Raw genomic sequence first — 26,836 nt, forward strand, 5'->3', positions numbered from 1 at the left:
ACTGTCCGCGCAGGGCCTATGTGAATTTGAACCAACGAACTGCGCCGACCGTTCCGAGGGCAGCCCAGACGACGAGGACCAGGATCGCGAACCAGTCCATGGATGTGGCGAGGGCGGCGTCGAGTGCGTAGGCCAACGCTCCGGACGGAACCAACCGCACCAAGGTCTGTACAGCGTCGGGAATGTCGCCGCTGACAAAGACCATGCTGCCGATGCCTGCCATTGCGAACCACAGGATGTTGGCAAGTGCGAGAACGATTTCCGCGCGCAAGGTGCCACCGAGAAGAAGTCCGAGTGATGCGAATGTGATGGTGCCCAAAGCGATGACTACTGCGCCGAGCAAGAGTTCCGTAAACGTCGGACGCCAACCCAATGCCAACCCGATCGCGCCTAGCAGTAGCGACTGCAGCGCGACGACGATGATGACGGATGCACTCTTGCCCGCGATGATTCCCCAACGTGGAAGTGGCGTCGCGCCAAGGCGTTTGAGGGCGCCGTATCGGCGGTCGAAGCCCACGGCGATGGCTTGGCCGGTGAAAGCCGTCGACATCACAGCGACCATCATGACGCCGGGAAGTACGGTGCTGACCCGGGAATCGCCGAGATCGCCGATCGGTAGTAGCGACAATCCGATGAGCAACGTGATGGGGATGAACATGGTGAGCAGCAATTGCTCCCCGTTGCGCAGTAACAACGTCAGCTCGAGTTTGGTCTGTGCCGCCATCATTTTCGACGCGGAATTAGCGCGAGGATTGGGGGAGAAGGTCCCGGACTCGAAGCGGTTTTCGGCCAACCGTCGGTCCCGGGCGCTGTTCTGACTGTTCGACACTGTTTCGTTCACGATCTTGATTCCCGTCATCCCCTCAGATCACGACCCGTCAACTCGAGGAAGACGTCTTCCAAACTACGTTGATCGACGCGAATGTCGTTGATCAGTACATTCTGCTCAGCGCACCATGTCGCCACCGTCGCGACTGTCGACGGCTCGATCGCGCCCTCGATCAAATAAGTTCCGGGGTTGGATTCGGCGACGCGGAATCCCGCCAGGGACGTTGCCAAGGAGTCGACGCTCAACCCGGCGGTCGTGGTCAACCGCAATTGCCCTTCGGCGCCCTTGCTGGTCACCTCGGCCGGAGTTCCCGACGCGACGATGCGGCCGTGGTCGATGATGACCAACTCGTCGGCAAGCGCTTCGGCTTCGTCCATGAGGTGAGTGGTGAGGAGGACGCTGACGCCGTCACGGCGCAGTGCGTCGATCAATTCCCACACCAACAGGCGAGCCTGGGCGTCGAGGCCCGCCGTCGGCTCGTCGAGGAAGACGAGCTCCGGGCGTCCGACGAGAGCGCAGGCCAGCGACAGTCGCTGTTGCTGGCCACCGGAGAGGCGCCGGTACGGGGTCTTCCGGGCGTCGGTCAGCCCGAGCTTGGACAGGAGCCAGGTGGGATCGAGTGGATCAGCGGAGTAGGCCGCGACGAGGTCGAGCATCTCGCCGGCCTTGGATCCGGGATACGCGCCGCCGCCTTGGAGCATCACGCCGATCCGGGAACGAACTTCTCCGGAGTCTGCGATGGGATCGAGGCCGAGAACGCGCACCGTGCCTGAATCGGGTGTGACAAAACCTTCACACATCTCGACTGTGGTGGTTTTTCCGGCACCGTTCGGACCGAGCAGGGCAACGACCTGCGCGGATTCAACGGTGAGATCGATACCGTCGACGGCGCGCACACCGTCGAACGATTTGACGACACCTTCGATGCGCACGGCCGGCGTCGACGATCTTGAAGCTCTCGAGGTCACGGGGAATCAGCGTAAGCCCCCGGGGAGCCGACTTGGTCCGCTGGCCCGGATTTCGTGATTTCCGCTACTGGTTTGTCGATGCGCCAGGGAAGCGATTTACGGGTGATGTAGATCAACAATCCTGCGGTGATGATGGTGGCGACAACTGCTTGCACGATCATGAACGGCAGGTACTCGGCGCCGTTCGACATCAGCATGACACTGACTATCGACGTGAAAACCACGGCCGGTACTCGGAAGATCGGTGCGGTTGCCCAGGCTGCGAGGGGGAGTATCGCCCACAGGAGATACCACGGCTGGACAACCGGGAAGAGTAGAACGATGGCGCCCAGCGCAATGCCGAGTCCGCCGACCGCGTGGATGCGACCCATGTAGACGGCCATCATCATTCGGGCCGTGATCAGTACTGCGACCAGATAAGCGATGGGTCGGGTGATAGTGAGAATCGCCGTCGTGTGGTCGCCGAGTCCGAGGAGCACTCCGACCAAACCGGTGCCGACGCCCAGGATCGTGGGTATCGACATCCAGCTTCGAACGACCGTCGCAGTATTGAGCGTGTTGACCCAACCCATGCCCAGACCGCTGGCAACACTGATGAAGCCGATCACCACGACGGTGACCGCAGCCAACAACGCCGCGGCTGAGAAGAACGACTTCCAGTTCCCGCCCCAGCGGCGGGCCAATGCCATTCCGACAAATCCGAGCGCAAGGAGGGACGGAATCTTGACGGTCGCTGACAATGCGATTAATCCGGAACCGGCGATCAGCAACGCAAGTGAGCGTCCACGGATGGGGCCCGCACCTTCGACGGCTCGAAGCGCCACCTCGATTCCGGCGAGCATGAGTCCGAGCATGAGGGCTTCGTTATGGATTCCGGCAACAAGATGGAACAGCAGAAGCGGGTTTGCTGCACCGAGCCACAGCGAGCTGACTGCGGAGACCCCACATCGTTTGGCCAACCGAGGCAGGGCCCACACGATCAGTGCGACGCCGAAGAGGACGAGGAGGCGATGAAGGAAAATGCCGGCGACGATGTTGTCACCGGTCAGTGAGCTGATTCCGCGTCCGAGCCACAGGAAGAACGGCCCGTACGGAGCTGGTGTGTCTCGCCAGATCGTGGGAACAGTGCGAGTGAGAACGTGGTCGACACCGAGAGCAGCCTTGGGGCCGATCAAGTAGGGATCGAGTCCACGCGCCGCGATCTCGCTCTGCGCGAGGTACGAGTACACGTCCCGACTGAACATCGGCGGTGCGACGGACAGCGGAAGGATCCACAGCAGGAGCGTCCGGTCGAGCTGGGATCGGCTCATTCTCCGCGGCGCACCCTTGCGGCTGCGCAGATCGCCGACGGCAAAACGGCCCATCATCAACCACGCGAGTACGACGAGAACTGTGCCGGTCATCGTCATCGTGAGAGAAACGGTCGGCATGCGGCCCGGAAGGCTCAACACCCGCAGTCCGGCCGTCGGATTCTGGAGGACTGGCTGTGCGCCGGCGCCCAGGGCGCCGATTGCCATCAGTACCGAACCGGTGGCTCCGAATCGCCGAATCCCACGCAGCTGCGCGGTTTCTTTTTCGTTGAGCCCGGGTCGCTCGTCTTCGTCGCCGTGAAGAGCGGCCGTCATCGACTGTCGCGGCTTCGAACCGAAGGGGCGGACGCCGAGAACCGAAAGGGCTAGATGCTTGGGTTTGTCCAGCAGGATCGCGCGGGTGGACTGCGCGGTCGTCTTCTGCGTGGGGGTCTGTGGCACCCAGGAAGCGTAGCGGCTCCCTCTTTGTACGTAGACAGCTGCGAACAATGCGGGCAGTCCGACTATTCCGGAATGTAATGCAGGTTGCCCTTAGTGGACCTGCGCGGGTAATTCCGTCACACTTGTGTTGTGAAAAGAAATGCGACAGGTACTCGAAGTAAGGAAGATGCAGGTCAGAATGCTGCAGCCTCCTCGCAGAGTGCTGTCGCAACGCCGGTAACGGTGAGCGTCGAGGGGCAGACCCGTGCTGCAGTAGTCAAGTTGCTGCTCGAAGAGGGCCCCATCACAGCTTCCGAAATCGGCACTCGACTCGGCCTCAGCGCTGCAGGTGTCCGACGTCACATCGACGCGTTGATCGAATCCGGTGAGGCTCGCGCTGCATCGGCGTCGTCGCTCCGTCAGCGTGGACGTGGACGCCCGGCCAAGCAGTTTCAGATCACTGCCACCGGACGCGGCCGTCTCGGCCATGCCTACGACGATCTTGCGGGAGCCGCAATGCGTCAGCTCCGCGAAATCGGCGGAGATGCAGCAATCGAGGAGTTTGCGAAGCGTCGTGTCCAGGCAATCGTGGGAGACGTCGAACCGGCCGATCCCAGCGACGTGGCAAATGTCGAGGCGACGGCAGACGCTATCGCCGAAGCATTCAACTCCGTCGGATTTGCCGCCTCGACCAGGCCGGTGGGCAACGGCGTTCAGATCTGCCAGCACCACTGCCCCGTTTCACATGTGGCAGAGGAATTTCCGGAACTGTGCGACGCCGAACAGGAAGCGTTCCGTCAACTTCTCGGCACTCACGTTCAACGTCTCGCGACCATCGCGAACGGTGACTGTGCTTGCACGACACACGTTCCCCTCGTATCGAACGGGAGCAAATGAAACCTCCCGACCCTGTAGCCCCCAAATTTTCCCGTTAGTTCTTCACAGTCAGAATTGCTTGCCTCGCTTCGAACTCAGCCCTCGTAGCGAAGTAAGCAGCCGTCAAGAAACAAGACTCCGGAAGGAGCTCGCATGACCGTCACATCAGACCAGGCGACTACCACTGCAACTGCAGGCACCGAGCCGCTCACGCAGGACGAGGCCATTGCTTCCCTCGGTCATTACGGCTACGGCTGGTCCGATTCCGACGTAGCCGGAGCCAGCGCCCAGCGCGGTCTCTCCGAGGCTGTCGTGCGGGACATCTCTGCGAAGAAGAGCGAGCCGGAGTGGATGCTCGACATCCGTCTCAAGGCTCTGCGCACCTTCGAGAAGAAGCCGATGCCGAACTGGGGCTCCGACCTCGAAGGCATCCACTTCGACAACATCAAGTACTTCGTGCGCTCGAGCGAGAAGCAGGCCGAGTCCTGGGAAGACCTGCCCGAGGACATCAAGAACACGTACGACAGGCTCGGCATCCCCGAGGCCGAGAAGCAGCGCCTGGTTGCCGGCGTCGCAGCTCAGTACGAGTCCGAGGTCGTCTACCACTCGATCCGTGAGGATCTCGAGCAGCAGGGTGTCATCTTCCTCGACACCGACACCGGGCTCAAGACGCACCCGGAACTGTTCCGCGAGTACTTCGGTTCGGTAATCCCGGCCGGCGACAACAAGTTCTCCGCGCTCAACACCGCTGTGTGGTCCGGTGGCTCGTTCATCTACGTCCCCCCGGGCGTGCATGTCGACATCCCGCTGCAGGCGTACTTCCGTATCAACACCGAGAACATGGGGCAGTTCGAGCGCACCCTGATCATCGTCGACGAGAACGCATCCGTGCACTACGTCGAAGGTTGCACCGCGCCGATCTACAAGTCCGATTCACTGCACTCGGCGGTTGTCGAGATCATCGTGAAGAAGGGCGGCCATTGCCGCTACACGACCATCCAGAACTGGTCCAACAACGTCTACAACCTGGTCACCAAGCGCACCAAGGTCGAAGCCGGTGGATCGATGGAGTGGATCGACGGCAACATCGGTTCCAAGGTCACCATGAAGTACCCGGCCGTCTGGCTGATGGGCGAGTACGCCCGCGGTGAAGTTCTCTCCGTTGCATTCTCGGGCGAGGGACAGCACCAGGACACCGGCGCCAAGATGCTCCACCTCGCGCCGCATACCTCGTCGACCATCATCAGCAAGTCCGTCGCCCGCGGCGGTGGACGCGCGTCGTACCGCGGCTTGGTGCAGATCAACAAGGGTGCTCACGGTTCTAAGTCGACCGTCAAGTGTGACGCTCTGCTGGTCGACCAGATCAGCCGCAGCGACACCTACCCGTACGTCGACATCCGCGAGGACGACGTCACGATGGGCCACGAGGCCACAGTGTCCAAGGTCAGCGACGATCAACTCTTCTACCTGATGAGCCGCGGCCTGACCGAGGACGAGGCGATGGCCACCATCGTCCGTGGATTCGTCGAGCCCATCGCGAAGGAACTCCCCATGGAGTACGCGCTCGAGCTCAACCGCCTTATCGAACTTCAGATGGAAGGGGCTGTGGGTTAGTGACCACGCCAGAAACCGGTGTAATCGGGGCAGTCGCAGGGGAAAACCCGGCCGCTCCAGTCAAGCGAGCATCTACAGGCTCACCCATCACCAACAAGGGTGAAGCATTCGCGTCGTACGACGTCAATGCATTCGAGGTCCCCGGCGGACGCGACGAGATCTGGCGGTTCACCCCGCTGCGTCGTCTGCGCGGCCTGCACGACGGCAGTGCTGTTGCCAACGCAGCAGTCACCGTCGACGTCGAGGCTGGTGCCGACGTCACCGTCGAGACCGTCGGTCGCGACGACGAGCGTCTGGGCAAGGCCGGCGTTCCCGCCGATCGCATTGCGGCACAGGCATACTCGAGCTTCGAAGCGGCAACGGTCATCTCCGTTGGTGCCGAGATCGAGGTCGAGAACCCCGTTGTCGTCACCATGACGGGCCCCGGCATCGACAAGGTCGCCTACGGACACACGCAGATTCGTCTGGCTCAGTTTGCCAAGGCGACGGTCATCATCGATCAGCGTGGCAGTGGAACCTTCGCGGAGAACGTCGAATTCGTTCTCGGTGACAGTGCTCATCTGACCGTCGTCGCAGTTCAGGACTGGGCCGAAGACACCGTTCACGTGACGTCGCATCACGCTCGACTGAGCCGTGACGCCGTTCTTCGCCACACCTCGATCAGCCTCGGCGGCGACCTCGTTCGCCTGTCGGCCACGGTCAAGTACGACGGCCCCGGCGGCGACGCCGAACTGCTCGGCGTGTACTTCGCCGACGACGGTCAACATCTGGAACAGCGTCTGCTCGTGGATCATTCGCAGCCCAACTGCAAGTCCAACGTGGTCTACAAGGGTGCACTGCAGGGCGATCCCAACTCGAGCAAGCCCGATGCGCACACAGTGTGGATCGGCGACGTCCTGATTCGCGCGGCAGCCGAAGGCACCGACACCTTCGAGCTCAACCGCAATCTGGTTCTCACCGACGGCGCTCGCGCAGACTCGGTGCCGAACCTCGAAATCGAGACCGGTGAAATCGTCGGAGCCGGGCACGCCAGTGCTACGGGCCGTTTCGACGACGAGCAGCTGTTCTACTTGCGTGCTCGCGGTATCCCGGAGGATCAGGCGCGTCGTCTGGTCGTGCGTGGGTTCTTCCACGAAATCATCAACAAGATCGCTGTTCCCGAGGTGCGCGATCGCCTCGAAGCTGCGGTCGAAGCCGAACTCGCAGCTGTCGGCTCCTGACCGCCCAACTGCTTCTCATCTTGAAGGAATTTCATGACAACCAGTGAAAACACCAACTCTGTCCTCGAGGTTCGTGACCTGCACGTCCAGGTTGCCAACTCCGACGCCAACGCTGAGCCGATCCAGATCCTCACGGGCGTGAACCTGACGGTTCGCTCCGGCGAGACCCACGCAATCATGGGCCCCAACGGTTCCGGCAAGTCGACGCTGTCCTATGCCATCGCCGGCCACCCCAAGTATCAGGTGACCTCCGGTTCCATCACCCTCAACGGTGAAGACGTCCTCGCGATGAGCGTCGACGAGCGTGCACGCGCCGGCCTGTTCCTGGCAATGCAGTACCCCGTCGAGGTTCCCGGCGTCTCCATGTCCAACTTCCTGCGCACCGCTGCTACTGCAGTGCGCGGCGAGGCTCCCAAGCTTCGCCACTGGGTCAAGGAAGTCAAGGAATCGCTGGCCGAGCTCGAAATCGATCCTTCGTTCATCGAGCGTTCCGTCAACGAAGGCTTCTCCGGCGGCGAGAAGAAGCGCCACGAGATCCTGCAGCTGGGCATGCTCAAGCCGAAGATCGCGATCCTCGACGAGACCGACTCCGGCCTCGACGTCGACGCGCTGCGTACCGTCTCCGAGGGCGTCAACCGCTACAAGGAGCGCGAGAACGGCGGCGTTCTGCTGATCACGCACTACACGCGCATCCTGCGTTACATCGCTCCCGACTTCGTCCACGTGTTTGTCGGCGGCCGCATCGTCGAGTCCGGTGGACCGGAACTCGCTGACGAGCTCGAGACCAACGGCTACGTTCGTTTCACCGCGGACGCTTCAGCAACTCAGGGAGCATAAGCGCGATGACCACCTCGGTGCGTGCGCTCGACGTCACCAGGATTCGGAAAGACTTCCCGATCCTGGGGCGTACCGTGCGCGACGGAAAACCCTTGGTGTACTTGGATTCCGGTGCGACTTCGCAGCGGCCTCTCCAGGTACTCGATGCCGAGCGGGAATTCCTCACCACGTGTAATGCGGCCGTCCACCGAGGTGCTCATCAGCTGGCCGAAGAAGCCACCGATGCGTACGAAGACGCACGGACTCTGATCGCAGAGTTCGTCGGTGCAGAATCCGATGAACTGGCTTTCACGAAGAACGCCACCGAAGCACTGAACCTGGTGACGTACGTTCTCGGTGACGACCGGTTCGACCGGCATGTCGGACCCGGCGACGAAATCGTCATCACCGAACTCGAACATCACGCCAATCTTGTTCCGTGGCAGGAACTTGCGCGGCGTACCGGTGCGACGCTGAAGTGGTACGGCATCACCGACGACGGACGGATCGATCTCGATTCGCTCGAGCTCACCTCGGCCGTCAAGGTCGTGGCGTTCACCCATCAGTCCAACGTGACCGGTGCGGTCGCTCCGGTGGAAGAGTTGGTCCGTCGGGCGCGTGCTGTGGGTGCGCTGGTAGTTCTCGATGCGTGCCAGTCCGTGCCGCACATGGCAGTCGACTTCCATGCTCTGGATGTTGACTTCGCGGCGTTCTCGGGCCATAAGATGCTCGGCCCCACCGGGATCGGTGTTCTGTACGGCAAAGCTTCGTTGCTGTCCGAGATCCCTCCGTTCATCACGGGGGGATCGATGATCGAAACCGTCACGATGGAAGCCAGCACGTATGCGCCGGCGCCGCAGCGGTTCGAAGCCGGAACGCAGATGACTTCCCAGGTTGTCGGTCTCGGTGCCGCAGTGCGCTACTTGAACGACGTCGGAATGGACGCTGTTGCGGCACACGAACATATGCTGGTCGAAGCGGCATTGGAGAAGCTGTCGACCATCGCGGGTCTCCAGATCGTGGGTCCGAAGACCGCTGAGAATCGCGGCGGCGCAATCTCGTTCGTCGTCGACGGCATTCATGCCCACGATCTCGGTCAGATCCTCGACGACGACGGCGTTGCTATCCGCGTCGGACACCATTGCGCGTGGCCGCTGCATCGCCGCCTCGGTGTGCAGGCAACCGCCCGCGCGTCGTTCGCTCTGTACAACACCGTTGGAGAAATCGACGTGTTGGTTGCGGCGATCAAGCGCGCGCAGGAATTTTTCGGTGTCACAGGGGAGTTGAGCTGAAGTATGCGTATGGAGCAGATGTACCAGGAAGTGATCCTCGATCACTACAAACATCCCCACGGCCGCGGTTTGCGTGAACCGTTCGGTGCCGAAGTTCATCACGTCAACCCCACCTGCGGCGACGAGGTAACCCTTCGGGTCCAGATCGCGGACGACGGAAGTGTCGCCGACGTGTCCTACGACGGCCAGGGTTGTTCGATCAGCCAGGCGTCGACGTCGGTGCTCAACGATCTCGTGATCGGCATGCAGGTTACCGACGCGCTCGATACCGTCACTGCGTTCAGCGAGATGGTCAGCAGTCGCGGCAAGGTAGAGGGCGACGAGGATGTACTCGGCGACGGTATTGCCTTTGCCGGAGTTTCGAAGTACCCGGCACGCGTGAAGTGCGCGTTGCTCGGATGGATGGCGTTCAAGGATGCAGTCGTTCAGATAGTGGACGGCAAAACTGAATTGGTCGACACGACTAAAGGACAGGGATAATGACCGAGACACAATCAGAGCAGGCGTCCGAGGTGACTGCACCGGTCAACCCGAACCCCGATTCCACGGCGGAGTTCGGTGGCGCCCAGGGCACGGGTACCGTCCCGTCGCCGGAGCGCCTCGACGAACTCGAAGAAGCGATGCGCGACGTCGTGGACCCAGAATTGGGTATCAACGTCGTTGATCTCGGTCTGGTCTACGGACTGTACGAGGACGACGGAATTGTCACCGTCGACATGACTTTGACGTCGGCAGCATGTCCTTTGACGGATGTCATCGAGGACCAGGCGCGCGGCGCATTGGTGCGTAGCGACCTGTGCACTGACATGAAGATCAACTGGGTGTGGCTGCCGCCGTGGGGACCGGACAAGATCACCGAAGACGGCCGCGAACAGCTCCGCGCTTTAGGTTTCACTGTCTGACGGAAGCTCTTTCCTGCACGGACATCTTTGACGGCGAACGCCGGTACCCGATCAAGGTGCCGGCGTTTGTCGTTATGTCTGGTAACGCCGTTATGTGCTCGCGCGATGTCTACCATTGAAGCGCTATGCCCGTCTAGTGACATACGTCCCGAGGGAGATTTGTGTGAAACGCAGTCCCGGTCGAAGAAGCGGATTCGGAACATCACCCGATCGCCAGATACTTCGATCGAGCGAATTGTGTGCGCTCACTCCGCTTCAGCAGGCAATCTTCGATTCACAGCAACGCCGACCGGATGTTCCGCTGTGTGTCAGTCACTACGTTGATGTAGCTGGAACGCTCGACCTCGTGATCCTCCGGGCATCAATCGCGCAGTCCGCACGCGAATTCGGTTCCGCAGGCCTGACCTTGGAAATATCGCACGGCGTTGTAATGAATCGGATCGGCAGAAACGTGCCCGACCGCATCGACGTCGTTGATCTGCGCGCCGAAACCGATCCGGAATCGGCTGCCCAGAACTGGATGGGCAACGAATCCGTCCGACCACTTGATCTACTGTCCGATCCGCTAACCGGCAGCGCAGTTCTGGTGCTCGGCGACGCACGATGGTTGTGGTACACCCGAATCCACCAGATCGTGCTCGATGGGGCCGGATCGCGTTCGATGACTGCCCGCGCCGCCGAGGTCTACACAGCCCTGGTTCGCAGTACACCGGTTCCATTGACTTCGGCACAGTCGGTGCACTCGATGACCGATACCGAACAGGCGTATCGCGGGTCGACGCGATGGGACGCCGACCGGCAGTACTGGGATGCCAAACTCGCGGGCGCTCCGGTGCGAACGTCGTTGGCTGAGCCTGGTGCGGCGACTGGCGCGAAGCCGCTGGTCAGATCTGCGACTGTGCCGCCTGGTGTGACCGCGTCGCTGGTGCATCTCGCGGAATCGCAGAATGTCACCTTGTCGACCGTCGTGACTGCGTCGTTCGCAATGTATCTTGCGCGGATGACGGGTTCCGACGACCTCATTCTCCGTCTTCCGGTCCCCGTGAGGACGACGCACATCGTCCGGCGGTCGGGCGGAACGATGTCGAACGTTGTTCCCCTACGGCTGATTGTCGATCCTCGCGTCGGTGTCGACGAATTGTTGAGGGCAGTCAAGTTCGAATTGGTGGGTGCGCTGCGTCATCAGAAGTATCGGGACCAGCGGCTACATCATGGGCCGGTACTCACTCTGAATCTGTTTCCAGTTGTACTCACCATCGGTGATGCTCAGGGTGTCCTGCACGGGTTATCGGCCGGACCCGTCGAAGATCTGGACGTCGCGGTGAGCCAGGTTTCGCGGGACGCGGAACTTCAGATCAGTTTTGCGGCCAACCCTGATATGTATACGGGCGAAGTGCTGACTGTCCATCATCGACGGTTCCTCGAATTCGTTGCACACTTCAGTGCCGCAGAACCGCGGACCCAGTTGGTGGATGTGGACCCCCGTACCGGAACGGTCTGGGGTTCCGCAGTTCGGCACTCGCGGAATCTGGCCTACTGGAGCACCGTGCTAGCGACACCGGCGCCGGAACTGGGACTGCTCGCCGCGCCTGTCGGTGAGCGTTCGTCAGCAGAGATCGTGATCGGCCCGGAGTTGTACCGAGGGCTCGAAGCCTTGGCAGATTCGATGTGTACCAGCGTGTTCGTGCTGCTCCAGACCGCAGTGGCGGGTCTCTTGCGGCGGATGGGTTCGGCGTCGGAAATTTCGATCGGGATCTCGGTTCGAGGCTACGGAGCAACGACTGCAGACGAATTTGTGTCGATGTTTGCGAACCAACTTGTGCTCCGATCGGCGGTGGACACGAATGTGAGCCTGGCCCGATTGATCGAGCAGATGGATGATGTCATCGTCGACGCCTTGATCCACGCGGATATTCGCTTGTCTGCAGTGATGGCAAATGTGGGGGACGGGCATTCGGTCGACGCCGGTCCACCGTTCCGGGTTCTGGTGTCTGCCCAAGATCCCATCGATGCGCACCCGCAGTTTCCCGAAGTCATGGTCGGAATTCCGGTCGGATTCGACCTCGCCGCCATGCCGGAAGTATATGTGGCGCTGCCAATTCCTCAGCGAAATTCCGATCGACATCTGCAACCGATCGTCGGATTCTTCGATTGCCTTGCGTCGCCGCAGCAGGTCGACGGCCTCGCATTTCGATTTGTTCGCATCCTTCGAGCGATGGTCGACAACTCACATACTTCGCTCGGCTCCGTCGATCTCCTGCGTCCGGACGAGCGGAAAGAATTGATGGCTGTGACGCAACCGAACGCGGTGATCGGGGACCTCTCGGAAGGATTTGTACAGGTCGCGCTGGAGAATCCGGACTCAATCGCGGTGACCTCGGATGCCGATCGGATCACCTACGGAGATCTGTTCGAGAGGTCGAACAGGCTGGCGCACAAGCTGATCGACATGGGGGTCGAGGCTGAGACTCCGGTTGGTATTCACCTTTCGGGGTCGGTGAACACGGTTGTCGCGATCATTGCTGTGCTCGAAGCCGGGGGAGCTTACTTTCTTCTCGAGGGCAGTGGACCCGCACTGCGACAGGCTTTCATCCTGTACGACGCGCAACCGCATTGCGTCATAGCTGATTCCGAGATTTCTGGCCAGGTGGTCGTGAGTACCGACGTGGACGGCTATTCGTCGGAGCGTCCTCAACGCATGGATCGGGGCGGTGCGAATGCTCTTGCGCACATCCAGTACTCGGGTCGCTCGTACGGATTGAGCGTGACACACGGCGCCGCGATTGCGTCAGGGGACGCCGGAATCTGGGGCGCTCTGTTGCACGGCCGAACTCTGATCCCCAGCAACGACTTCCATTATCCTGACGGATTTCCGCCGGTTCGGGGTCACTCCGTCTATGTTCTGGACAACCACTTGTCTCCGGTGCCGATCGGAGTCCCAGGGGAGATCTACGTTATCGACGGCCACCTGCCGCGCGGATATCTCCGAAGACCAGGAAAAACGGCGGTGGATTTTGTGGCAGATCCGTTCAATCGTGACGGGCGCCGCCTGTACCGCACCGGCGAACGCGGTCGTTGGACTGCGACGGGGCAACTCGAGCATCTGGAATATGGCGTGCGGACAGCATCAGTGCGAGGCGTCCGGGTCGACCTCGACGAGATCGACGCCGTCATGACTGCGCTACACGGGATCGAAGATTCCGTCACCGTCGTGGCCGCCACACCGGCCGGTGGCGCCGTGATCACCTATGTCCGAAGCGCACACGCCGCTAGTTCGCAGTCCGTCGTCGCCCTCGACGTGCTAGCGGCACACGCAATGGATCATCTGCCGTCGTACATGGTTCCTGACAGCTTCCACATCGTGGATTCGTTTCCCATCGGCGCCGATGGACACATCGACATTGCTGCCCTTCCATCGCCGATCCTTGCGCCCACACCGGCGATCAGGCGCGTTTTCGGCTCTTCTCAGCGTTAGATTTGGCCTCGTCGACGCTGCGCTGCAAGGCAGCCACGAGGTCGACGACGTCCGCGTCCTCACCACCTTGATCGACTTCGGCCGCAGGTATGACCTTCTTGCCGCCATTCTCGATCATCTCGTCGAGCAGTCCGCGAAGTTGAAGTTGGTAGTCGTCGGTGAATTCGGTCGGATCAAAATCGCCCGCCATGCTCTCCACCAGGGTCTGGGCCATCTTCAATTCTTTGTCCTTCGGCTTTTCCACGCCGTCGAGTGACGGGAACTCCGCGGCGCGCACCTCGTCGGGCCACAGCAACGTCTGGATAACCAATACCCCGTCGCGAGCGCGCATCGCGGCGAGTCGAGTTTTCTGCCGCAAAGTGAAGTGAACGAGGGCAGTACGGTCGCTCTCCGCCAGTACCGTCGAGAGAAGTACATAGGCTTTCGGTGACGCCGAATCTGGTTCGAGGAAGTAACTCTTCTCGAAGAGGACAGGATCGATTTGATCGTTCGGAACAAATTCGAGCACGGGGATTTCATGCTTTTCAGCGGCCGGTAGCTTGGTGAAATCCTCGTCGGTGAGGATTACCCGTGAGCCGTCTTCCGCGTCGTACGCCTTGTCGATATCAGCGAATTGCACGGTGTTTCCACACTCCGAGCACACACGGTTGTATTTGATCCGGCCACCATCCTTGGCGTGGACCTGGTGAAACTTGATGTCGTGGTCTTCGGTCGCGGAATACACCTTGACCGGAACATTGACCAGACCGAACGCTATCGAGCCTTTCCAAATCGAGCGCATGGTTTCCATGATGGTCGCTGGCGGCCGATTGCGCGAGAGAAACCTCAGGTTTGCCGTATCGATTTCGGGTACTTGCATTGGATGAGGAATTTCACCGGTGCTCGAGTTTTCGCACTAGCGGCAGCGGTGTGCTGCGTTCCGGCGCTACTTGCTCCGGGGCCTGCCGTCGCTGAGAACGCGCGCACACTCACCATCACGGTGCACTCCGACGCGATGAATCGCGACATCTCCCTTGAAGTAATCCTCCCGGCTGATACGAGCTCACCGCGGCCGACGCTCTATCTGCTCAACGGCGCCGGCGGCGGGGAAGACAATGCGACGTGGGAAGCGCGCACCGATGTGCTCAGCTTCTTCGCTGACAAGAACGTCAATGTCGTGACCCCGATGGAAGGCGCGTTCAGCTATTACACCGACTGGCAGAAGGACGATCCGGTGCTGGGCCGAAATAAGTGGCAGACCTTCCTCACCCAGGAACTTCCGCCCGCGATCGATGCACGATTCGGCACTACCGGAGTCAATGCCATCGCCGCGATTTCGATGACGGCGACATCTGTTCTCAATCTAGCGATCGCTGCACCCGGGTTGTATCTGAGCGTCGGCGCGTACAGCGGATGCGCCGAGACGAGTACACAGCCCGGGCAGGATTACGTCAGGCTTGTTGTCGGAGCGCGGGGTGGCGCCGACCCCACCAATATGTGGGGTCCCTTTGACGGACCGGGCTGGCGTGAAAACGATCCCGTGGTCAATGCCGAGAAACTCCGTGGCACGGACCTCTACGTTTCCAGCGGAACCGGCCTGCCCGGTCCGTACGAGAATCTCGCCGGACCGGGCATCGACGGCAATGTCGGAACGCTGGCGAGCCAGGTGGCTATCGGCGGTGTGATCGAGGCAGCTGTCGACGGTTGTACCCATACATTGGCTGATCGACTCAATTCCCTGGGCATTCCGGCCACCTTCGACTTTCGGCCCACCGGCACACACTCATGGGGCTACTGGCAGGACGATCTGCACAATTCATGGACGATGATTGCGCGTTCGATCGGTGCCTGATCGCCAGGGCGGTCTTGCCGCGGAGCTACATCGAGACGATGCGAAGCACCAACGCGGCGGCCGAGAGAAGGCCGAGCATTGCCGGCGGCGCGATCTGGTGGTCGCCTGCCTTGAGGTGCGCGACGACTGCGCCGACGAAGTACAGGGTCAGCCCGATCGCGGCGGCGATTCCAATGGCGGGGATCCACAACCCGACCAGCAGTCCGATGATTCCGGCCAACTTGATCAGTCCGAGTTGCGGGATCCGATCTTCAGGCACGCCGAGCCCGGTCAAGCTCGCGACCAGCTTCTCTTCTCGTGTGAGATCGAGGTAGGCGGAACCTGCGAGGGTTGCGGTCAAGATCGCTGCGATAACGACATAGGCGATGAACATGGTCTGGCTCCAACGGTAGATGCGGGATGATCGTTGAGAACTATAAACGATTTATCCGAATCTACAATTTTGTCGCTGATACGGTAGGAGCATGTCAGCAGTATCTGAATCCGCGAACCTCACCGATCGACTCGGGTTCCTTCTGGCTACGCGCGGTGATGCCACCAAGGCGCGGATACAACTTGCGATGGGCGCTGTGAACCTGCCGCCGCGCCACGCCATGACGTTGATGCACTTGCGTGCCGGACCGAGGAGTCAGCGCGAGATCGCGGATATTCTCGAGATCGACCCGAGCCAGCTCGTCGCGATCCTCAACGACCTCGAGTGCAGCGGACAACTCGAGCGTCGCCGCGATCCGATCGATCGCCGTCGTCACATCGTGGAACTGGCCGAGGCCGGCGCGGCAACGCTGGAAGCCATGCAGTCAGCTCTCGACGAAGCTGAGCGCGAGCTGTTCTCCGGACTGTCTGAAGCTGATCGGGCGTTGCTTCGTGACTTGCTCAATCGGGTGTCCGTGACCGTCGAGCATGGCGACTGCGCCGGTGAAACGGTGCCGTCATCAGAGTCTTCTGCACCCGCCGCGGCGAGGAAGCCATGATCGACATCATCACATTTGCGGTGGCGGCCGCGTCGCGGCGATCGGACAGATAGGCGCGTTGCTGATCGACAGGTAGTGCAAAGAACCTCGCGAAGAAGGCTTCGACGTCCTCGGGATCGAGGGTGAGAAGAGCGTTCAGGCCGACTCGGCGCAGCGCGGCGACGCCCCTCGCAGAATGCGGCCAGAGTTCACGTAGTGGATCGTCCCCGCGCGCAATCGCCGACGCAACGATATCGGCTTCATTCAAGGCGGCCGCGACGCTGTAACCGGTGCCCGGATGCATCAGGCCGCCGCGCGCACCGAACCGGAAAATCGGTCCGCGTAGTCCTGGTGGTGGTTCGACACCGAATCGGACGCGTTCGACAGGGGGGCCTTCCGGTGCGACTACTCCGCGATTGTCGAGTCGGATATGCAATCGACGTTTCAGCTCGGTTAGCGGTATCGGCGGCCGACCCACCAGACAGGTTTCCTCGAGCAGCATCCGCTCGGAGTCGAGTGGAACGGCGTAGAGGAACGACGGTTGACCGCCGGCGCGAGTTCCGTTGTCTTGGCGCCAGTCCATGAACCAGGCGTCGTTGCCGTCGAGCGCCGGCTCGGCGCTGGCACGGTTGACGACAATTCCGAACGCGGTCTGTTGTGCCGATCGGGGAGTGATCGTGGTGCCACGGGCATCGACAACCACTGAGCCGACGGCGTGTGTGCCGTCGGCGCAGAAAACCGAAGCACGGGTCAGGCGAATGGCTTTGGTGGCGATGACCTGCATCGATGAGTTTGACAGTAATGATTGCAGCAATGGTGTATTCAATACGCAATATGTGCGATCGAGGGTTGTGACACATTCGGCCCACACTGACGGCCGTTCGATACGGGTAGACGCGACCTCGGCCGGCAACCAGGCCGGGAGTTCGTCCTCCCACGCCGCATAGGTCGCAGCCCATCGTCGCGACGGGTGCGGATCAACGAGAATCACCGACAGATCGTGAGCGATGCATCGCGTCGCCAAAGCCCGGCCAGCCGGCCCGCCGCCCACGATCACGACGTCAGCGGTCTGGATTCGAGGTGCCATCTGTCCACAATTGCATCTATTGCCTGCAACTCTCACTGTTAGCGGATTCACACGCTGCTGGTCGGCAGAGGCGATTCCTCACGGTAAAATTGGAAGTTCTTGTGTCTGCCGTCAGGCATCTTTCACCCGTAGTAGCCATTTTCTGAGGAGTTCTGCTTGATTACCGCCACTGACCTCGAAGTTCGTGCCGGTGTCCGCACCCTTCTCACGGCGCCCGGCCCGTCCCTGCGCATTCAGCCCGGTGACCGCATCGGTTTGGTCGGCCGCAACGGCGCCGGCAAGACCACGACGCTGCGCCTCCTCGCCGGCGAAGGTGAGCCCTACGCGGGCAAGGTTGTTCGCACCGGTGACCTCGGATACCTCCCGCAGGACCCCAAAGAGGGCGACCTGAGCATCCTCGCCAAGGATCGTGTCCTGTCCGCGCGCGGCCTCGACACGATGCTTCGCGACATGGAAAAGCAGCAGATCCTCATGGGTGAGGTCATGGACCAGGCCGAGCAGGACAAGGCCGTCAAGAAGTATGGACAGCTCGAAGATCGTTTCTCCGCACTCGGCGGCTACGAAGCCGAAAGTGAAGCTGCCCGCATCACCAACAGCCTCGGACTCGAAGACCGTATCCTCGACCAGCCGCTCAGTACCCTGTCAGGCGGTCAACGTCGACGCGTCGAGTTGGCACGCATTCTCTTCGCCGCATCCGACGGCAGCGGTGCGCGCTCCGATACGACCCTGCTCCTCGACGAGCCCACCAACCACCTCGACGCCGACTCCATCACGTGGCTTCGCGGGTTCCTCCAGAACCACGAGGGTGGCCTCGTGGTCATCAGTCACGACGTGGACTTGCTCAACGATGTCGTCAACCGCGTCTGGTTCCTCGATGCCGTCCGTAGTGAGGCCGACATCTACAACATGAACTGGAAGAAGTACCTCGACGCCCGTGCGACGGACGAGCAGCGTCGACGCCGTGAGCGCGCCAACGCCGAGAAGAAGGCCGGCGTTCTGCGGATCCAGGCAGCCAAGATGGGTGCCAAGGCAACCAAGGCTGTTGCCGCGCAGAACATGGCGAAGCGTGCCGACAAGCTGATGGCCAACCTCGACGCGGAACGTGTGTCCGACAAGGTTGCGCGGATTCGTTTCCCCGAGCCTGCGCCGTGTGGCAAGACCCCGCTCATGGGTAAGAACCTGACCAAGGTTTACGGCTCACTCGAAATCTTCACCGGAGTCGACCTCGCCATCGACCGTGGATCACGCGTCGTCATCCTCGGTCTCAACGGTGCGGGTAAGACCACGCTACTGCGCATCCTCGCCGAAGCTGAGAAGGCTGACGCGGGTGAGCTCATCGCGGGTCACGGTTTGAAGGTCGGCTACTTCGCTCAGGAGCACGACACCCTCGACGACGACGCTTCGGTGTGGGAGAACATCCGCCATGCTGCGCCGGATACGGGGGAGCAGGAGCTGCGTTCCCTCCTCGGCGCCTTCATGTTCACGGGCCCGCAGCTCGAGCAGCCCGCCGGCACGCTCTCCGGTGGTGAGAAGACCCGTCTGGCTCTGGCCGGACTCGTGTCATCTGCCGCCAACGTCCTGCTGCTCGATGAGCCCACTAACAACCTCGACCCGATCTCACGCGAGCAGGTCCTCGACGCACTCCGCAGCTACACCGGCGCAGTCGTCTTGGTGACTCACGATCCGGGTGCGGCGGAGGCCCTTAACCCCGAGCGCGTCATCCTCCTGCCCGACGGCAATGAGGATCATTGGTCGCAGGAGTACCTGGAGCTCATTCAGCTCGCCTGATCACACCTACGACAATGCCGGCCAACTCGATCAGAGTTGGCCGGCATTGTCGTATCGGTAGAAAGTTCGATGACGATTCAATCGCGATCAGCCGGTCGGGGAAGCAGCTCCAATCGCACTCGATCAGGAGTCGCTGGTAGGCAAGTTTTGCGTGTGCCTACTCGTCGAGAAACATCGGTAACAGTGTTCCGCGATCAACTCACCGCCCGAACCGATATCGCGACCGCGCCACAGTCTGCCCGTCCGAGCCAGTTCGCCGACGGTGTCAGCGACCGTGATCGGGTACACGTCTAGGGGGCACATTCGGAAAGGACTCGAGGGTGACTGACAATCCACGATCGATTGCTGAGCAGACCAGGGCTGTTCCTCCGGGCGACGGACAGGAGCGGTTCGCCGGTTACGGGGTAATGGGCGAGCCGTTCGCGAGTGGTCACTACTTGGCGATGCGGCACTTTCCTGCCAGCTCCGTCGGTAGCGGGTACGACTCGGTGTGGCATCGGGACCCAGCCGGAAGCTGGTTCATTTACAGCAGTAGTTCGCCCGAGGCTAGTTGCGCCCGATATTTCGGCTCGGCCGTCGAGGAAGCACGAACTGCAGAGATCGCGGTGACGTGGAGCGGTCCGTCCACGTTTACGGTGAGGGTGGACAAGTGGCTTGTGTGGGATCTCGAATTGGGCCGATCAGCTGCCACTGTCGCGATGACGACCCTGGGTGAACTCATGCCGGGCGCGTTGTGGCGGAGCAATGCCGTCCTGTCTGCGATGGGACGCGCCGCCGGGCCCGCGTTGGGCGTAGGTCGGGTGCGGCTGACCGGCACGACCCCGAACGGCCAGCGATTCCGTGCCAACCCGCGGATGCTGTGGACCGTTGACGGTAGCCGGGCGACAATCGATGGGGTGGACGTCGGACCGGCCGGGCCATTGTCCGTTCAGGCGCGCCTCGGAGACTTCTGGCTGCCGCAGCGGGGAATGTTCGTCGTGGGTGAGTCGTATTTCGACGCCTACGACGCCACTCGGCACCAGTCGGCCAGTCCCCGCGGCTGAGTTACCCCACCTGAGGTCCCTCCTGTGATTGAGGATTTCCTGTGCGAGCCGTGAAAATGCCTGGCCAAGGCCATCATTCGGCGGAGTCGACTGGGATGATCTATCTGACATTTGATGGAACGTGCCCCGAATTTGCGTGGTGGTGTAGCTTTTGGAGACCGTCGACCTGGCTCTCTCAAAGTTGGCATTCCAAAGGGCTCTGTGCCGTGGATGGGCGAGCTCAAGGTGCTCGAACGTGGCATTGGTCAGTCCGATGCTCGACTTCCTTCTACCTCGACCGGGATGCCCGCCCAACTGCGCGCTTTGTGCCTCTCGGCCTCGGGGTATTGGGCAATTAGGACGCTTGCGGATTCTGGCTCCGCGACGGGTGGTACTGCTGACGCAGAGTGTTTTCGTATTCTGTCAATCGGCGAACTGCATCGTAGTTGCCCATACGTTCTGCTCGGGCGATGAGGACCTCACAGTCGTACACCTGGTATTCGAGGGACATCATTTCCTTGCTCCTTCCGGTCGGTTCGAGTGACTCACGACCACCACTCGAACCATGACATCGAAACGGATGATGCACACCGGTCTACATACCTGGATGTATACCTGCATTCCGACGGACGGACTCGAACTGAAGTTTCAGCCAATGTCGAAGGCGGCGCACGTTGATACACATGTGATCGTCGCGCCCTGGGGATAAGCCCTCCTGTGGAGTCCGTGAGGTACACAGCAGGAGGGTATTCAACGTCGTGATGGGTTTGTCATGTCGCTCGATTCGTGTTGCGGCGGGTGTTGGAACGTCAGGACACCGAGGTCAGGACCTGAAGATCGTGCCGAGAATCGAGGGACCCAGTCGATGGCGGTGTCATCAGGGTGGTGTCGGCGGTTCCATCGCACCCCAGTTTCAGGTTAGGTAAACCCTCTCGCGGATCGAAACGCTATGCAAGAAGGCAGGTTTGCAGCCTTCAGTGCGCTTCGTGGATATTGATTTGGCACCCGCCGAGTGGGACGTTGGGATGCTCCCGGCGTTCGGGACCTAATCCGAAGCCAGGCCGTCAAGGCTAGGATCGATGGATTTGTTGTATCCTCCACGCCAAGCAATTCGGAGAGTGACACTGCAAGCAGAGGATTCCAATCGATGATTCTCCCCAAGATTCGGGACCCTCGCTTCGTGACGATCCGCCGCGGTGGCAGCCTCACTGATTCGGATCACCATCTCCTCGCACTGTGGGCGGCATCGTGCGCCGAGCACGTCCTCGACCTCTTCGAGTCGACTCGGCCTGATGACCCACGGCCGCGTCAGGCGATTGAGCATGCCCGCGCCTGGGTGCGTGGCGAGGTCAAGATGATGGAGGCTCGCGCGGCAGGTGGTCATGCAATGGGTGCGGCCAGAGACCTGCGTGGGGCGCCGCGGCATGCTGCGTACGCTGCCGGCCAGGCCGGAGCCGTCGGACACGTCGCCGCGCATGAACTCGGTGCGGCTGCCTATGCGATCAAGGCTGTACGGGCTGCTGCGACGGACGGCGAGGGTGAAGCTGCTGGGAGGCTCGAGTGCCAGTGGCAGCGTGACCAACTTCCGGAGGCAATTCGTGAGCTGGTCCTCGATGATCAACGGTTGCGAAACGATATCTGCTGGTCGGTGTTCAAATTCTAGGACCTTCGGCCCTGTGCGCCCTTTTGGTAGTCAGCACTACGAAAAAGGCGCACAGGGGCGAAGCCCCTAGTCCCGTCGCCGCACGGATTCTTCGACCAGATCGAGCACGGCTGACAGATTGTCTCCGGCATGGCCGGACGCGATGCGCGCGACGAGTCCGTCCAACACCAGATCGAGGTATCCGATCAGGACGTCGGTGGGGACGTCGTCACGCAGTCGGCCAGCTGATTTTTGGCGAGCGAGACGTGCGCTGGTCGCTTCGGTGAGCTCAGCTGACCGCTGAGACCACTTCGCGCGGAAGTCCGCATCATTCCGAAGTCGCCTGGCTATCTCCAGTCGTGTTCCCAGCCAATCGAATTGATCGGGCTGCGCGAGCATGTCGCGCATCACCTGAACAAGACCTTCTTCGGCGACGACGTCCGCCATGCGGCTTGCGTCCTCACTGGCCAGGGCGAGGAACAGGCCGTCTTTGTCCTTGAAGTGATGGAAGATCGCCCCACGGGACAACCCGGTCACTTCTTCGAGTCGGCGGACGGTGGCGCCGTCGTAGCCGTATTCCGCAAAGCAGCGGCGGGCGCCGTCAAGGATCTGACTGCGCCGTGCCGCGAGATGGTCTTCACTGACCTTGGGCACGTTCTTGTCCTCGTCTCGCGCTTCTCGGATCGCGCTTGTCGGATCATCCGATTCGGCTCCCGCAGAATCGTTTTCACCCATGAACCGGTACCTAACGCACACGGCGGACTCAGCAAGATCGCTGAGTCCGCCGCGCGGTAGAGCAGGCTGGCGAACTAGCCGCGGATCATGTTGCGGAGCACGTACTGCAGGATGCCACCGTTGCGGTAGTAATCCGCTTCACCGGGGGTATCGATGCGCACGACTGCGTCGAACTCGACCTTGTCGCCGTTCTCGCGAGTGGCGATGACCTTCATGGTCTTCGGAGTAACGCCCTCGTTGAGCTTCTCGACGCCGACGATGTCGAACGTCTCGATGCCGGTGAGTCCGAGCGAGCCGGCGGACTCGCCGACCGGGAACTGAAGCGGGACAACGCCCATACCGATGAGGTTGGAGCGGTGAATACGCTCGAACGACTCGGTGATGACGGCCTTGACGCCGAGGAGGCTGGTGCCCTTGGCTGCCCAGTCACGCGAGGATCCGGAGCCGTACTCCTTGCCACCCAGGACGACCAGCGGGATGCCGGCTGCCTGGTAGTTCTGCGACGCGTCGTAGATGAACGCCTGCGGCGCACCTTCCTGCGTGAAGTCGCGCGTGTATCCACCCGAGACATCATCAAGAAGCTGGTTGCGCAGACGGATGTTCGCGAACGTTCCGCGAATCATGACCTCATGGTTGCCGCGACGTGAACCGAGCGAGTTGTAGTCCGCACGCGCCACGCCATGGGAATCGAGGTACTGGGCGGCGGGGGTGCCGGCCTTGATCGGACCTGCCGGGCTGATGTGGTCGGTGGTGACCGAGTCGCCGAGCAGTGCCAGGACGCGAGCGCCCTTGATGTCCTTGACCGGAGCCGGATCCATCGTCATGCCGTCGAAGTAGGGTGGCTTCCGCACGTAGGTGGAGTTCTCGTCCCACTCGAAGGTGTCACCCTTCGGGGTTTCGAGATTCTGCCAGCGGCTGTCGCCCGCGAAGATGGTCGCGTAGGACTTGCGGAACATGTCCTGATCGATCGACGACTTGATCGTCTCTTCGATTTCCTGCGTGGACGGCCAGATGTCCTTGAGGAAGACCGGGTTGCCCTCGGTGTCGTTGCCGAGCGAGTCGGTCTCGAAGTCGAAGTCCATGGTTCCGGCGAGCCCGTAAGCAATCACGAGCGGCGGCGAAGCCAAGTAGTTCATCTTCACGTCGGGGGAGATGCGACCCTCGAAGTTGCGGTTACCGGAGAGCACGGCGGTGACCGAAAGGTCGTTGTCGTTGATCGCCTTGGAGACTGCCTCGGGCAGCGGCCCGGTGTTACCGATGCACGTGGTGCAGCCGTATCCGCCGAGGTAGTAGCCGAGCTTCTCGAGGTACGGCCACAGGCCGGCCTTCTCGTAGTAGTCGGTGACAACCTGCGAGCCGGGAGCCATGTTCGTCTTGACCCAAGGCTTGGTCGAGAGACCCTTTTCGACGGCGTTGCGTGCGAGAAGTGCGGCACCGAGCATGACCGACGGGTTGGACGTGTTGGTGCAGGACGTGATGCCGGCAACGACGACGGCGCCGTGATCGAGGACGAACTCGCCGGCCTCGGACTTGACGACTACCGGCTTGCTCGGACGGCCCTGTGCGCCGTTTGCCGCCGAGAGAACGTTGACCGCTCCGTCGTCAGCGAACGAGAGCGCAGCGGGATCGGAGGCCGGGAAGGACTCTTCGACAGCCTCGTCGAGCTGAGTGTGCTCGGCCGGGGCGTTGTCATCCACGTAGGTGTGGATGTCCTTGCGGAACGCAGGCTTGGACTCCGACAACAGAATTCGGTCCTGCGGGCGCTTCGGGCCGGCGATCGAGGGAACAACTGTTCCCAGATCGAGCTCGATGTACTCGGAGAAGACGGGCTCCTGATCGGGGTTGTGCCACAGACCCTGTTCCTTCGCGTACGCCTCGACGAGAGCGAGCTGCTCGTCGCTGCGGCCGGTGAGGCGCAGGTAATCGATGGTTTCGCTGTCGATCGGGAAAATCGCTGCGGTGGAACCGAATTCGGGGCTCATGTTGCCCAGGGTTGCGCGGTTCGCCAGCGGAACCTCGGCGACACCCTTGCCGTAGAACTCGACGAACTTGCCGACGACGCCGTGCTTACGGAGCATCTGGGTAGCGGTCAGAACGACGTCGGTTGCGGTGACGCCGGGCTTGATCTCACCGGAGAGCTTGAAGCCGACAACGCGCGGGATGAGCATGGAGACAGGCTGGCCGAGCATTGCTGCCTCGGCCTCGATGCCGCCGACGCCCCAGCCGAGCACGCCGAGGCCGTTGACCATCGTGGTGTGCGAGTCGGTGCCGACGCAGGTGTCGGGGTAGGCCTGTCCGTTACGGGACATGACGGTAGGCGCCAGGTACTCGATGTTGACCTGGTGAACGATGCCCATTCCCGGGGGGACGACCTTGAAGTCGTCGAATGCGCCCTGGCCCCAACGGAGGAACTGGTAACGCTCGCCGTTGCGCTGGTATTCGAGGTCGACGTTGCGCTCGAGTGCGTCGGCCTGGCCGAAGACGTCGAGAATCACCGAGTGGTCGATGACCATGTCGGCGGGGGAGAGGGGGTTGACCTTGTTCGGGTCGCCACCGAGGGTGGTGACAGCCTCACGCATGGTGGCGAGGTCGACGATGCAAGGAACGCCGGTGAAGTCCTGCATGATCACGCGGGCCGGCGTGAACTGGATTTCGATGCTCGGCTCCGCGGCGGGATCCCAGCTTGCGATTGCGCGGATGTGATCCGCGGTGATGTTGGCACCGTCTTCGGTGCGGAGAAGGTTCTCAGCGAGAACCTTCAAGGAATAAGGCAATTTTTCGGTACCGGGGACTGCCGAGAGGCGGAAGATCTCGTAAGAGTTCTCACCGACCTCGAGGTTTCCCTTGGCTCCGAACGAATCAATACTGGTGCTCACGTCTGCTCCACTCGTCTATGAGGGTCGCCACCGACGGGGCTGTGTCGGCAGCTGAAGCGAGGTACTTCTACTCGGCGTATCCATTGCCAGCTCACGCCAATCGCACAGTTCATCTTCGGAACTGTCTGAACATCGGAGCTGAATCGGACTCGGCCGAACCGAGGTACCTCTCGGTCTGAAGTCTAACAGTACGCTTGTCCTGTGAGACTTTGGGGCAACTCGACCGACACAATCTTCACGTAGTCTGCGAGGCTGCGCAACGCAGGGCGGACTGGGTGACCGGGCGCACAATCGATCAGAGTCGGGATGTGCCATGCGTCGATGTGACGCGGAGTTGCAGTCAACCTCAAGTAGTGTTCTTTCAGGCCCGCCACGGCTGTGTCACCGAATACCTCGGCGGCCGAGCCACCGACCATGACCTCGGATGAATTTCACACAGTTACGTTCTGGGTGAATCCGAACAGCACCCGGATGAGAGATGTCTGCTCCTACACACTTGGTCTTCACGCCCCTACAGTCGAGCCCGCCGCAGCATGTCGAGGTCCCGTCGAACGTCGATCTCGACGACGTTCTCGCGGACGTTACGCAGAGCGGAGTTTCCGCGCCGGTAGGCGATGTCGCCGCTCTGACCGCGGTAGTCGCCGATGCCCGTGAGCGTGGAATCGACTTGAGCGTGGTCGTGCTCGACGAGAACCCGGGCCGGGATACCGATCTGCGGGATCTCGCCACCACAGTCGGTGAAACCGAGGGTGGCACGGTCCTGGTCCTGAGCCCGAACTGGATGGGCAGCTACAGCGATTCCATCAGCCGAGTCCAGCTCGAGACTGCGCAGGATAGTGCGTTCGGCGACAGCGCAGCCAGCACTGCCGATCGTTTCTCTCACGAGATCGTCGAACCCGGGCCTCCGTGGGCGCTGTACACGGTGCTTTTGGTGGCAATCGTGGCGATCATTGCAGCTGTCACCTTTGTAGCGAAGTGGCGTCGGGAACCCGAAACCGAACAAACCGGGCGCGTCGAGAGTTCGGTGCAACGAACCGGCGGACCCGGGGGATCGGCGTAAGCGTCGCGCGACACGCAAAACTTCCACACACAATTCGTGAAAACAGGTACTCACCCGCATTTGGGGTGAGTACCTGCACTTTTTGGTAGATACGGCCATTCACCTGGCGAAATACTCTCTGTG

At 61.5% G+C, this 26,836-nt stretch carries 24 protein-coding genes; 15 read left to right on the top strand and 9 right to left on the bottom strand.

The window, feature by feature from the left end:
• Positions 1-16: 16 nt before the first annotated feature.
• Genes MTX36_RS22240 through mptB form a run of 3 tightly spaced genes read right to left on the bottom strand, consistent with a single transcriptional unit; the run spans position 17 to position 3,548 of the window.
• Positions 17-859: an ABC transporter permease gene (locus tag MTX36_RS22240; protein ID WP_243621826.1), complete on the bottom strand. Its 843-nt coding sequence runs from the start codon at positions 857-859 to the stop codon at positions 17-19.
• Positions 856-1,797 carry an ABC transporter ATP-binding protein gene (locus tag MTX36_RS22245; protein WP_243621827.1) on the bottom strand — a complete coding sequence of 314 codons (942 nt, stop codon included), beginning with the start codon at positions 1,795-1,797 and terminating at the stop codon, positions 856-858. Before MTX36_RS22245 ends, MTX36_RS22240 begins: the two co-directional genes overlap by 4 nt.
• The gene (gene mptB, locus MTX36_RS22250; protein ID WP_374230518.1) at positions 1,794-3,548 is read right to left on the bottom strand and encodes a polyprenol phosphomannose-dependent alpha 1,6 mannosyltransferase MptB; all 1,755 of its coding nucleotides are present in this window, start codon (positions 3,546-3,548) and stop codon (positions 1,794-1,796) included. Before mptB ends, MTX36_RS22245 begins: the two co-directional genes overlap by 4 nt.
• 222 nt (positions 3,549-3,770) lie before the next feature.
• Between mptB and MTX36_RS22255 the strand changes: the two genes are divergently transcribed.
• From MTX36_RS22255 to MTX36_RS22290, 8 genes are all read left to right on the top strand, one after another.
• Positions 3,771-4,424, top strand: coding sequence for a metalloregulator ArsR/SmtB family transcription factor (locus MTX36_RS22255; RefSeq protein WP_243621873.1), 654 nt, complete (start codon positions 3,771-3,773; stop codon positions 4,422-4,424).
• 132 nt (positions 4,425-4,556) lie between these two features.
• Positions 4,557-6,017 (top strand): Fe-S cluster assembly protein SufB, encoded by a 1,461-nt coding sequence (gene sufB / locus MTX36_RS22260; protein ID WP_243621828.1) that lies wholly within the window; start codon positions 4,557-4,559, stop codon positions 6,015-6,017.
• Positions 6,017-7,237, top strand: coding sequence for a Fe-S cluster assembly protein SufD (gene sufD, locus MTX36_RS22265; protein ID WP_243621829.1), 1,221 nt, complete (start codon positions 6,017-6,019; stop codon positions 7,235-7,237). The genes sufB and sufD overlap by 1 nt, the downstream gene beginning before the upstream one ends.
• Before the next feature lie 33 nt (positions 7,238-7,270).
• Positions 7,271-8,074 (top strand): Fe-S cluster assembly ATPase SufC, encoded by an 804-nt coding sequence (gene sufC / locus MTX36_RS22270; protein WP_243621830.1) that lies wholly within the window; start codon positions 7,271-7,273, stop codon positions 8,072-8,074.
• Positions 8,075-8,079: 5 nt separating this feature from the next.
• Entirely contained in the window at positions 8,080-9,345 is a 1,266-nt protein-coding gene (locus MTX36_RS22275; RefSeq protein WP_243621831.1) for a cysteine desulfurase, read from the top strand.
• Positions 9,346-9,348: 3 nt separating this feature from the next.
• Positions 9,349-9,825 carry a Fe-S cluster assembly sulfur transfer protein SufU gene (gene sufU / locus MTX36_RS22280; RefSeq protein WP_243621832.1) on the top strand — a complete coding sequence of 159 codons (477 nt, stop codon included), beginning with the start codon at positions 9,349-9,351 and terminating at the stop codon, positions 9,823-9,825.
• Positions 9,825-10,247, top strand: a complete 423-nt coding sequence (locus tag MTX36_RS22285; RefSeq protein ID WP_094272826.1) for a metal-sulfur cluster assembly factor — start codon at positions 9,825-9,827, stop codon at positions 10,245-10,247. Before sufU ends, MTX36_RS22285 begins: the two co-directional genes overlap by 1 nt.
• A gap of 163 nt (positions 10,248-10,410) precedes the next feature.
• Complete coding sequence (locus MTX36_RS22290; RefSeq protein WP_243621833.1) at positions 10,411-13,722, top strand: condensation domain-containing protein; 3,312 nt, start codon at positions 10,411-10,413, stop codon at positions 13,720-13,722.
• Here MTX36_RS22290 and MTX36_RS22295 read toward each other — a convergent pair.
• Complete coding sequence (locus tag MTX36_RS22295) at positions 13,691-14,512, bottom strand: Ku protein (protein ID WP_243621874.1); 822 nt, start codon at positions 14,510-14,512, stop codon at positions 13,691-13,693. The two genes, MTX36_RS22290 and MTX36_RS22295, sit on opposite strands and share 32 nt — an antisense overlap.
• Before the next feature lie 72 nt (positions 14,513-14,584).
• Between MTX36_RS22295 and MTX36_RS22300 the strand changes: the two genes are divergently transcribed.
• Positions 14,585-15,553 (top strand): alpha/beta hydrolase family protein, encoded by a 969-nt coding sequence (locus MTX36_RS22300; protein ID WP_243621834.1) that lies wholly within the window; start codon positions 14,585-14,587, stop codon positions 15,551-15,553.
• Between the two features lie 25 nt (positions 15,554-15,578).
• On the opposite strand, the gene MTX36_RS22305 is transcribed toward MTX36_RS22300, so the two are convergent.
• Positions 15,579-15,926: a DoxX family protein gene (locus tag MTX36_RS22305; RefSeq protein ID WP_243621835.1), complete on the bottom strand. Its 348-nt coding sequence runs from the start codon at positions 15,924-15,926 to the stop codon at positions 15,579-15,581.
• Between the two features lie 91 nt (positions 15,927-16,017).
• Between MTX36_RS22305 and MTX36_RS22310 the strand changes: the two genes are divergently transcribed.
• Entirely contained in the window at positions 16,018-16,524 is a 507-nt protein-coding gene (locus tag MTX36_RS22310; protein WP_243621836.1) for a MarR family winged helix-turn-helix transcriptional regulator, read from the top strand.
• Here the strand turns inward: MTX36_RS22310 and MTX36_RS22315 are convergent.
• Positions 16,427-17,590 (bottom strand): lycopene cyclase family protein, encoded by a 1,164-nt coding sequence (locus MTX36_RS22315; protein ID WP_243621837.1) that lies wholly within the window; start codon positions 17,588-17,590, stop codon positions 16,427-16,429. The genes MTX36_RS22310 and MTX36_RS22315 overlap by 98 nt on opposite strands.
• Positions 17,591-17,746: 156 nt before the next feature.
• Between MTX36_RS22315 and MTX36_RS22320 the strand changes: the two genes are divergently transcribed.
• The 3 genes from MTX36_RS22320 to MTX36_RS22330 all read left to right on the top strand — a co-directional run bounded on the left by MTX36_RS22320 (position 17,747) and on the right by MTX36_RS22330 (position 20,421).
• Positions 17,747-19,378: an ABC-F family ATP-binding cassette domain-containing protein gene (locus MTX36_RS22320; RefSeq protein WP_094272831.1), complete on the top strand. Its 1,632-nt coding sequence runs from the start codon at positions 17,747-17,749 to the stop codon at positions 19,376-19,378.
• 153 nt (positions 19,379-19,531) lie between these two features.
• Positions 19,532-19,672 carry a hypothetical protein gene (locus MTX36_RS22325; RefSeq protein WP_243621838.1) on the top strand — a complete coding sequence of 47 codons (141 nt, stop codon included), beginning with the start codon at positions 19,532-19,534 and terminating at the stop codon, positions 19,670-19,672.
• A 26-nt stretch (positions 19,673-19,698) separates the two neighbouring features.
• Positions 19,699-20,421 (top strand): hypothetical protein, encoded by a 723-nt coding sequence (locus MTX36_RS22330; protein WP_243621839.1) that lies wholly within the window; start codon positions 19,699-19,701, stop codon positions 20,419-20,421.
• Positions 20,422-20,755: 334 nt separating this feature from the next.
• Here the strand turns inward: MTX36_RS22330 and MTX36_RS22335 are convergent, their stop codons facing one another.
• On the bottom strand, positions 20,756-20,914 hold the full coding sequence (locus MTX36_RS22335; protein ID WP_243621840.1) for a hypothetical protein: 159 nt from the start codon (positions 20,912-20,914) through the stop codon (positions 20,756-20,758).
• Positions 20,915-21,547: 633 nt separating this feature from the next.
• Here MTX36_RS22335 and MTX36_RS22340 point away from each other — a divergent pair.
• The gene (locus tag MTX36_RS22340; RefSeq protein ID WP_243621841.1) at positions 21,548-22,063 is read left to right on the top strand and encodes a putative immunity protein; all 516 of its coding nucleotides are present in this window, start codon (positions 21,548-21,550) and stop codon (positions 22,061-22,063) included.
• Between the two features lie 66 nt (positions 22,064-22,129).
• Here MTX36_RS22340 and MTX36_RS22345 read toward each other — a convergent pair whose 3' ends face one another.
• A complete protein-coding gene (locus tag MTX36_RS22345) occupies positions 22,130-22,696 on the bottom strand; it encodes a TetR/AcrR family transcriptional regulator (protein ID WP_094275002.1) in 567 nt (188 codons plus the stop codon).
• A gap of 155 nt (positions 22,697-22,851) precedes the next feature.
• Positions 22,852-25,653, bottom strand: coding sequence for an aconitate hydratase AcnA (gene acnA, locus MTX36_RS22350; RefSeq protein ID WP_243621842.1), 2,802 nt, complete (start codon positions 25,651-25,653; stop codon positions 22,852-22,854).
• Between the two features lie 478 nt (positions 25,654-26,131).
• On the opposite strand from acnA, the gene MTX36_RS22355 reads away from it, so the two are divergent.
• Entirely contained in the window at positions 26,132-26,713 is a 582-nt protein-coding gene (locus MTX36_RS22355) for a DUF6676 family protein (protein WP_243621843.1), read from the top strand.
• The last annotated feature ends 123 nt before the right edge of the window (positions 26,714-26,836 follow it).

Source organism: Rhodococcus sp. ARC_M6 (assembly GCF_022810305.1).
GTDB lineage: Bacteria > Actinomycetota > Actinomycetes > Mycobacteriales > Mycobacteriaceae > Rhodococcus_F.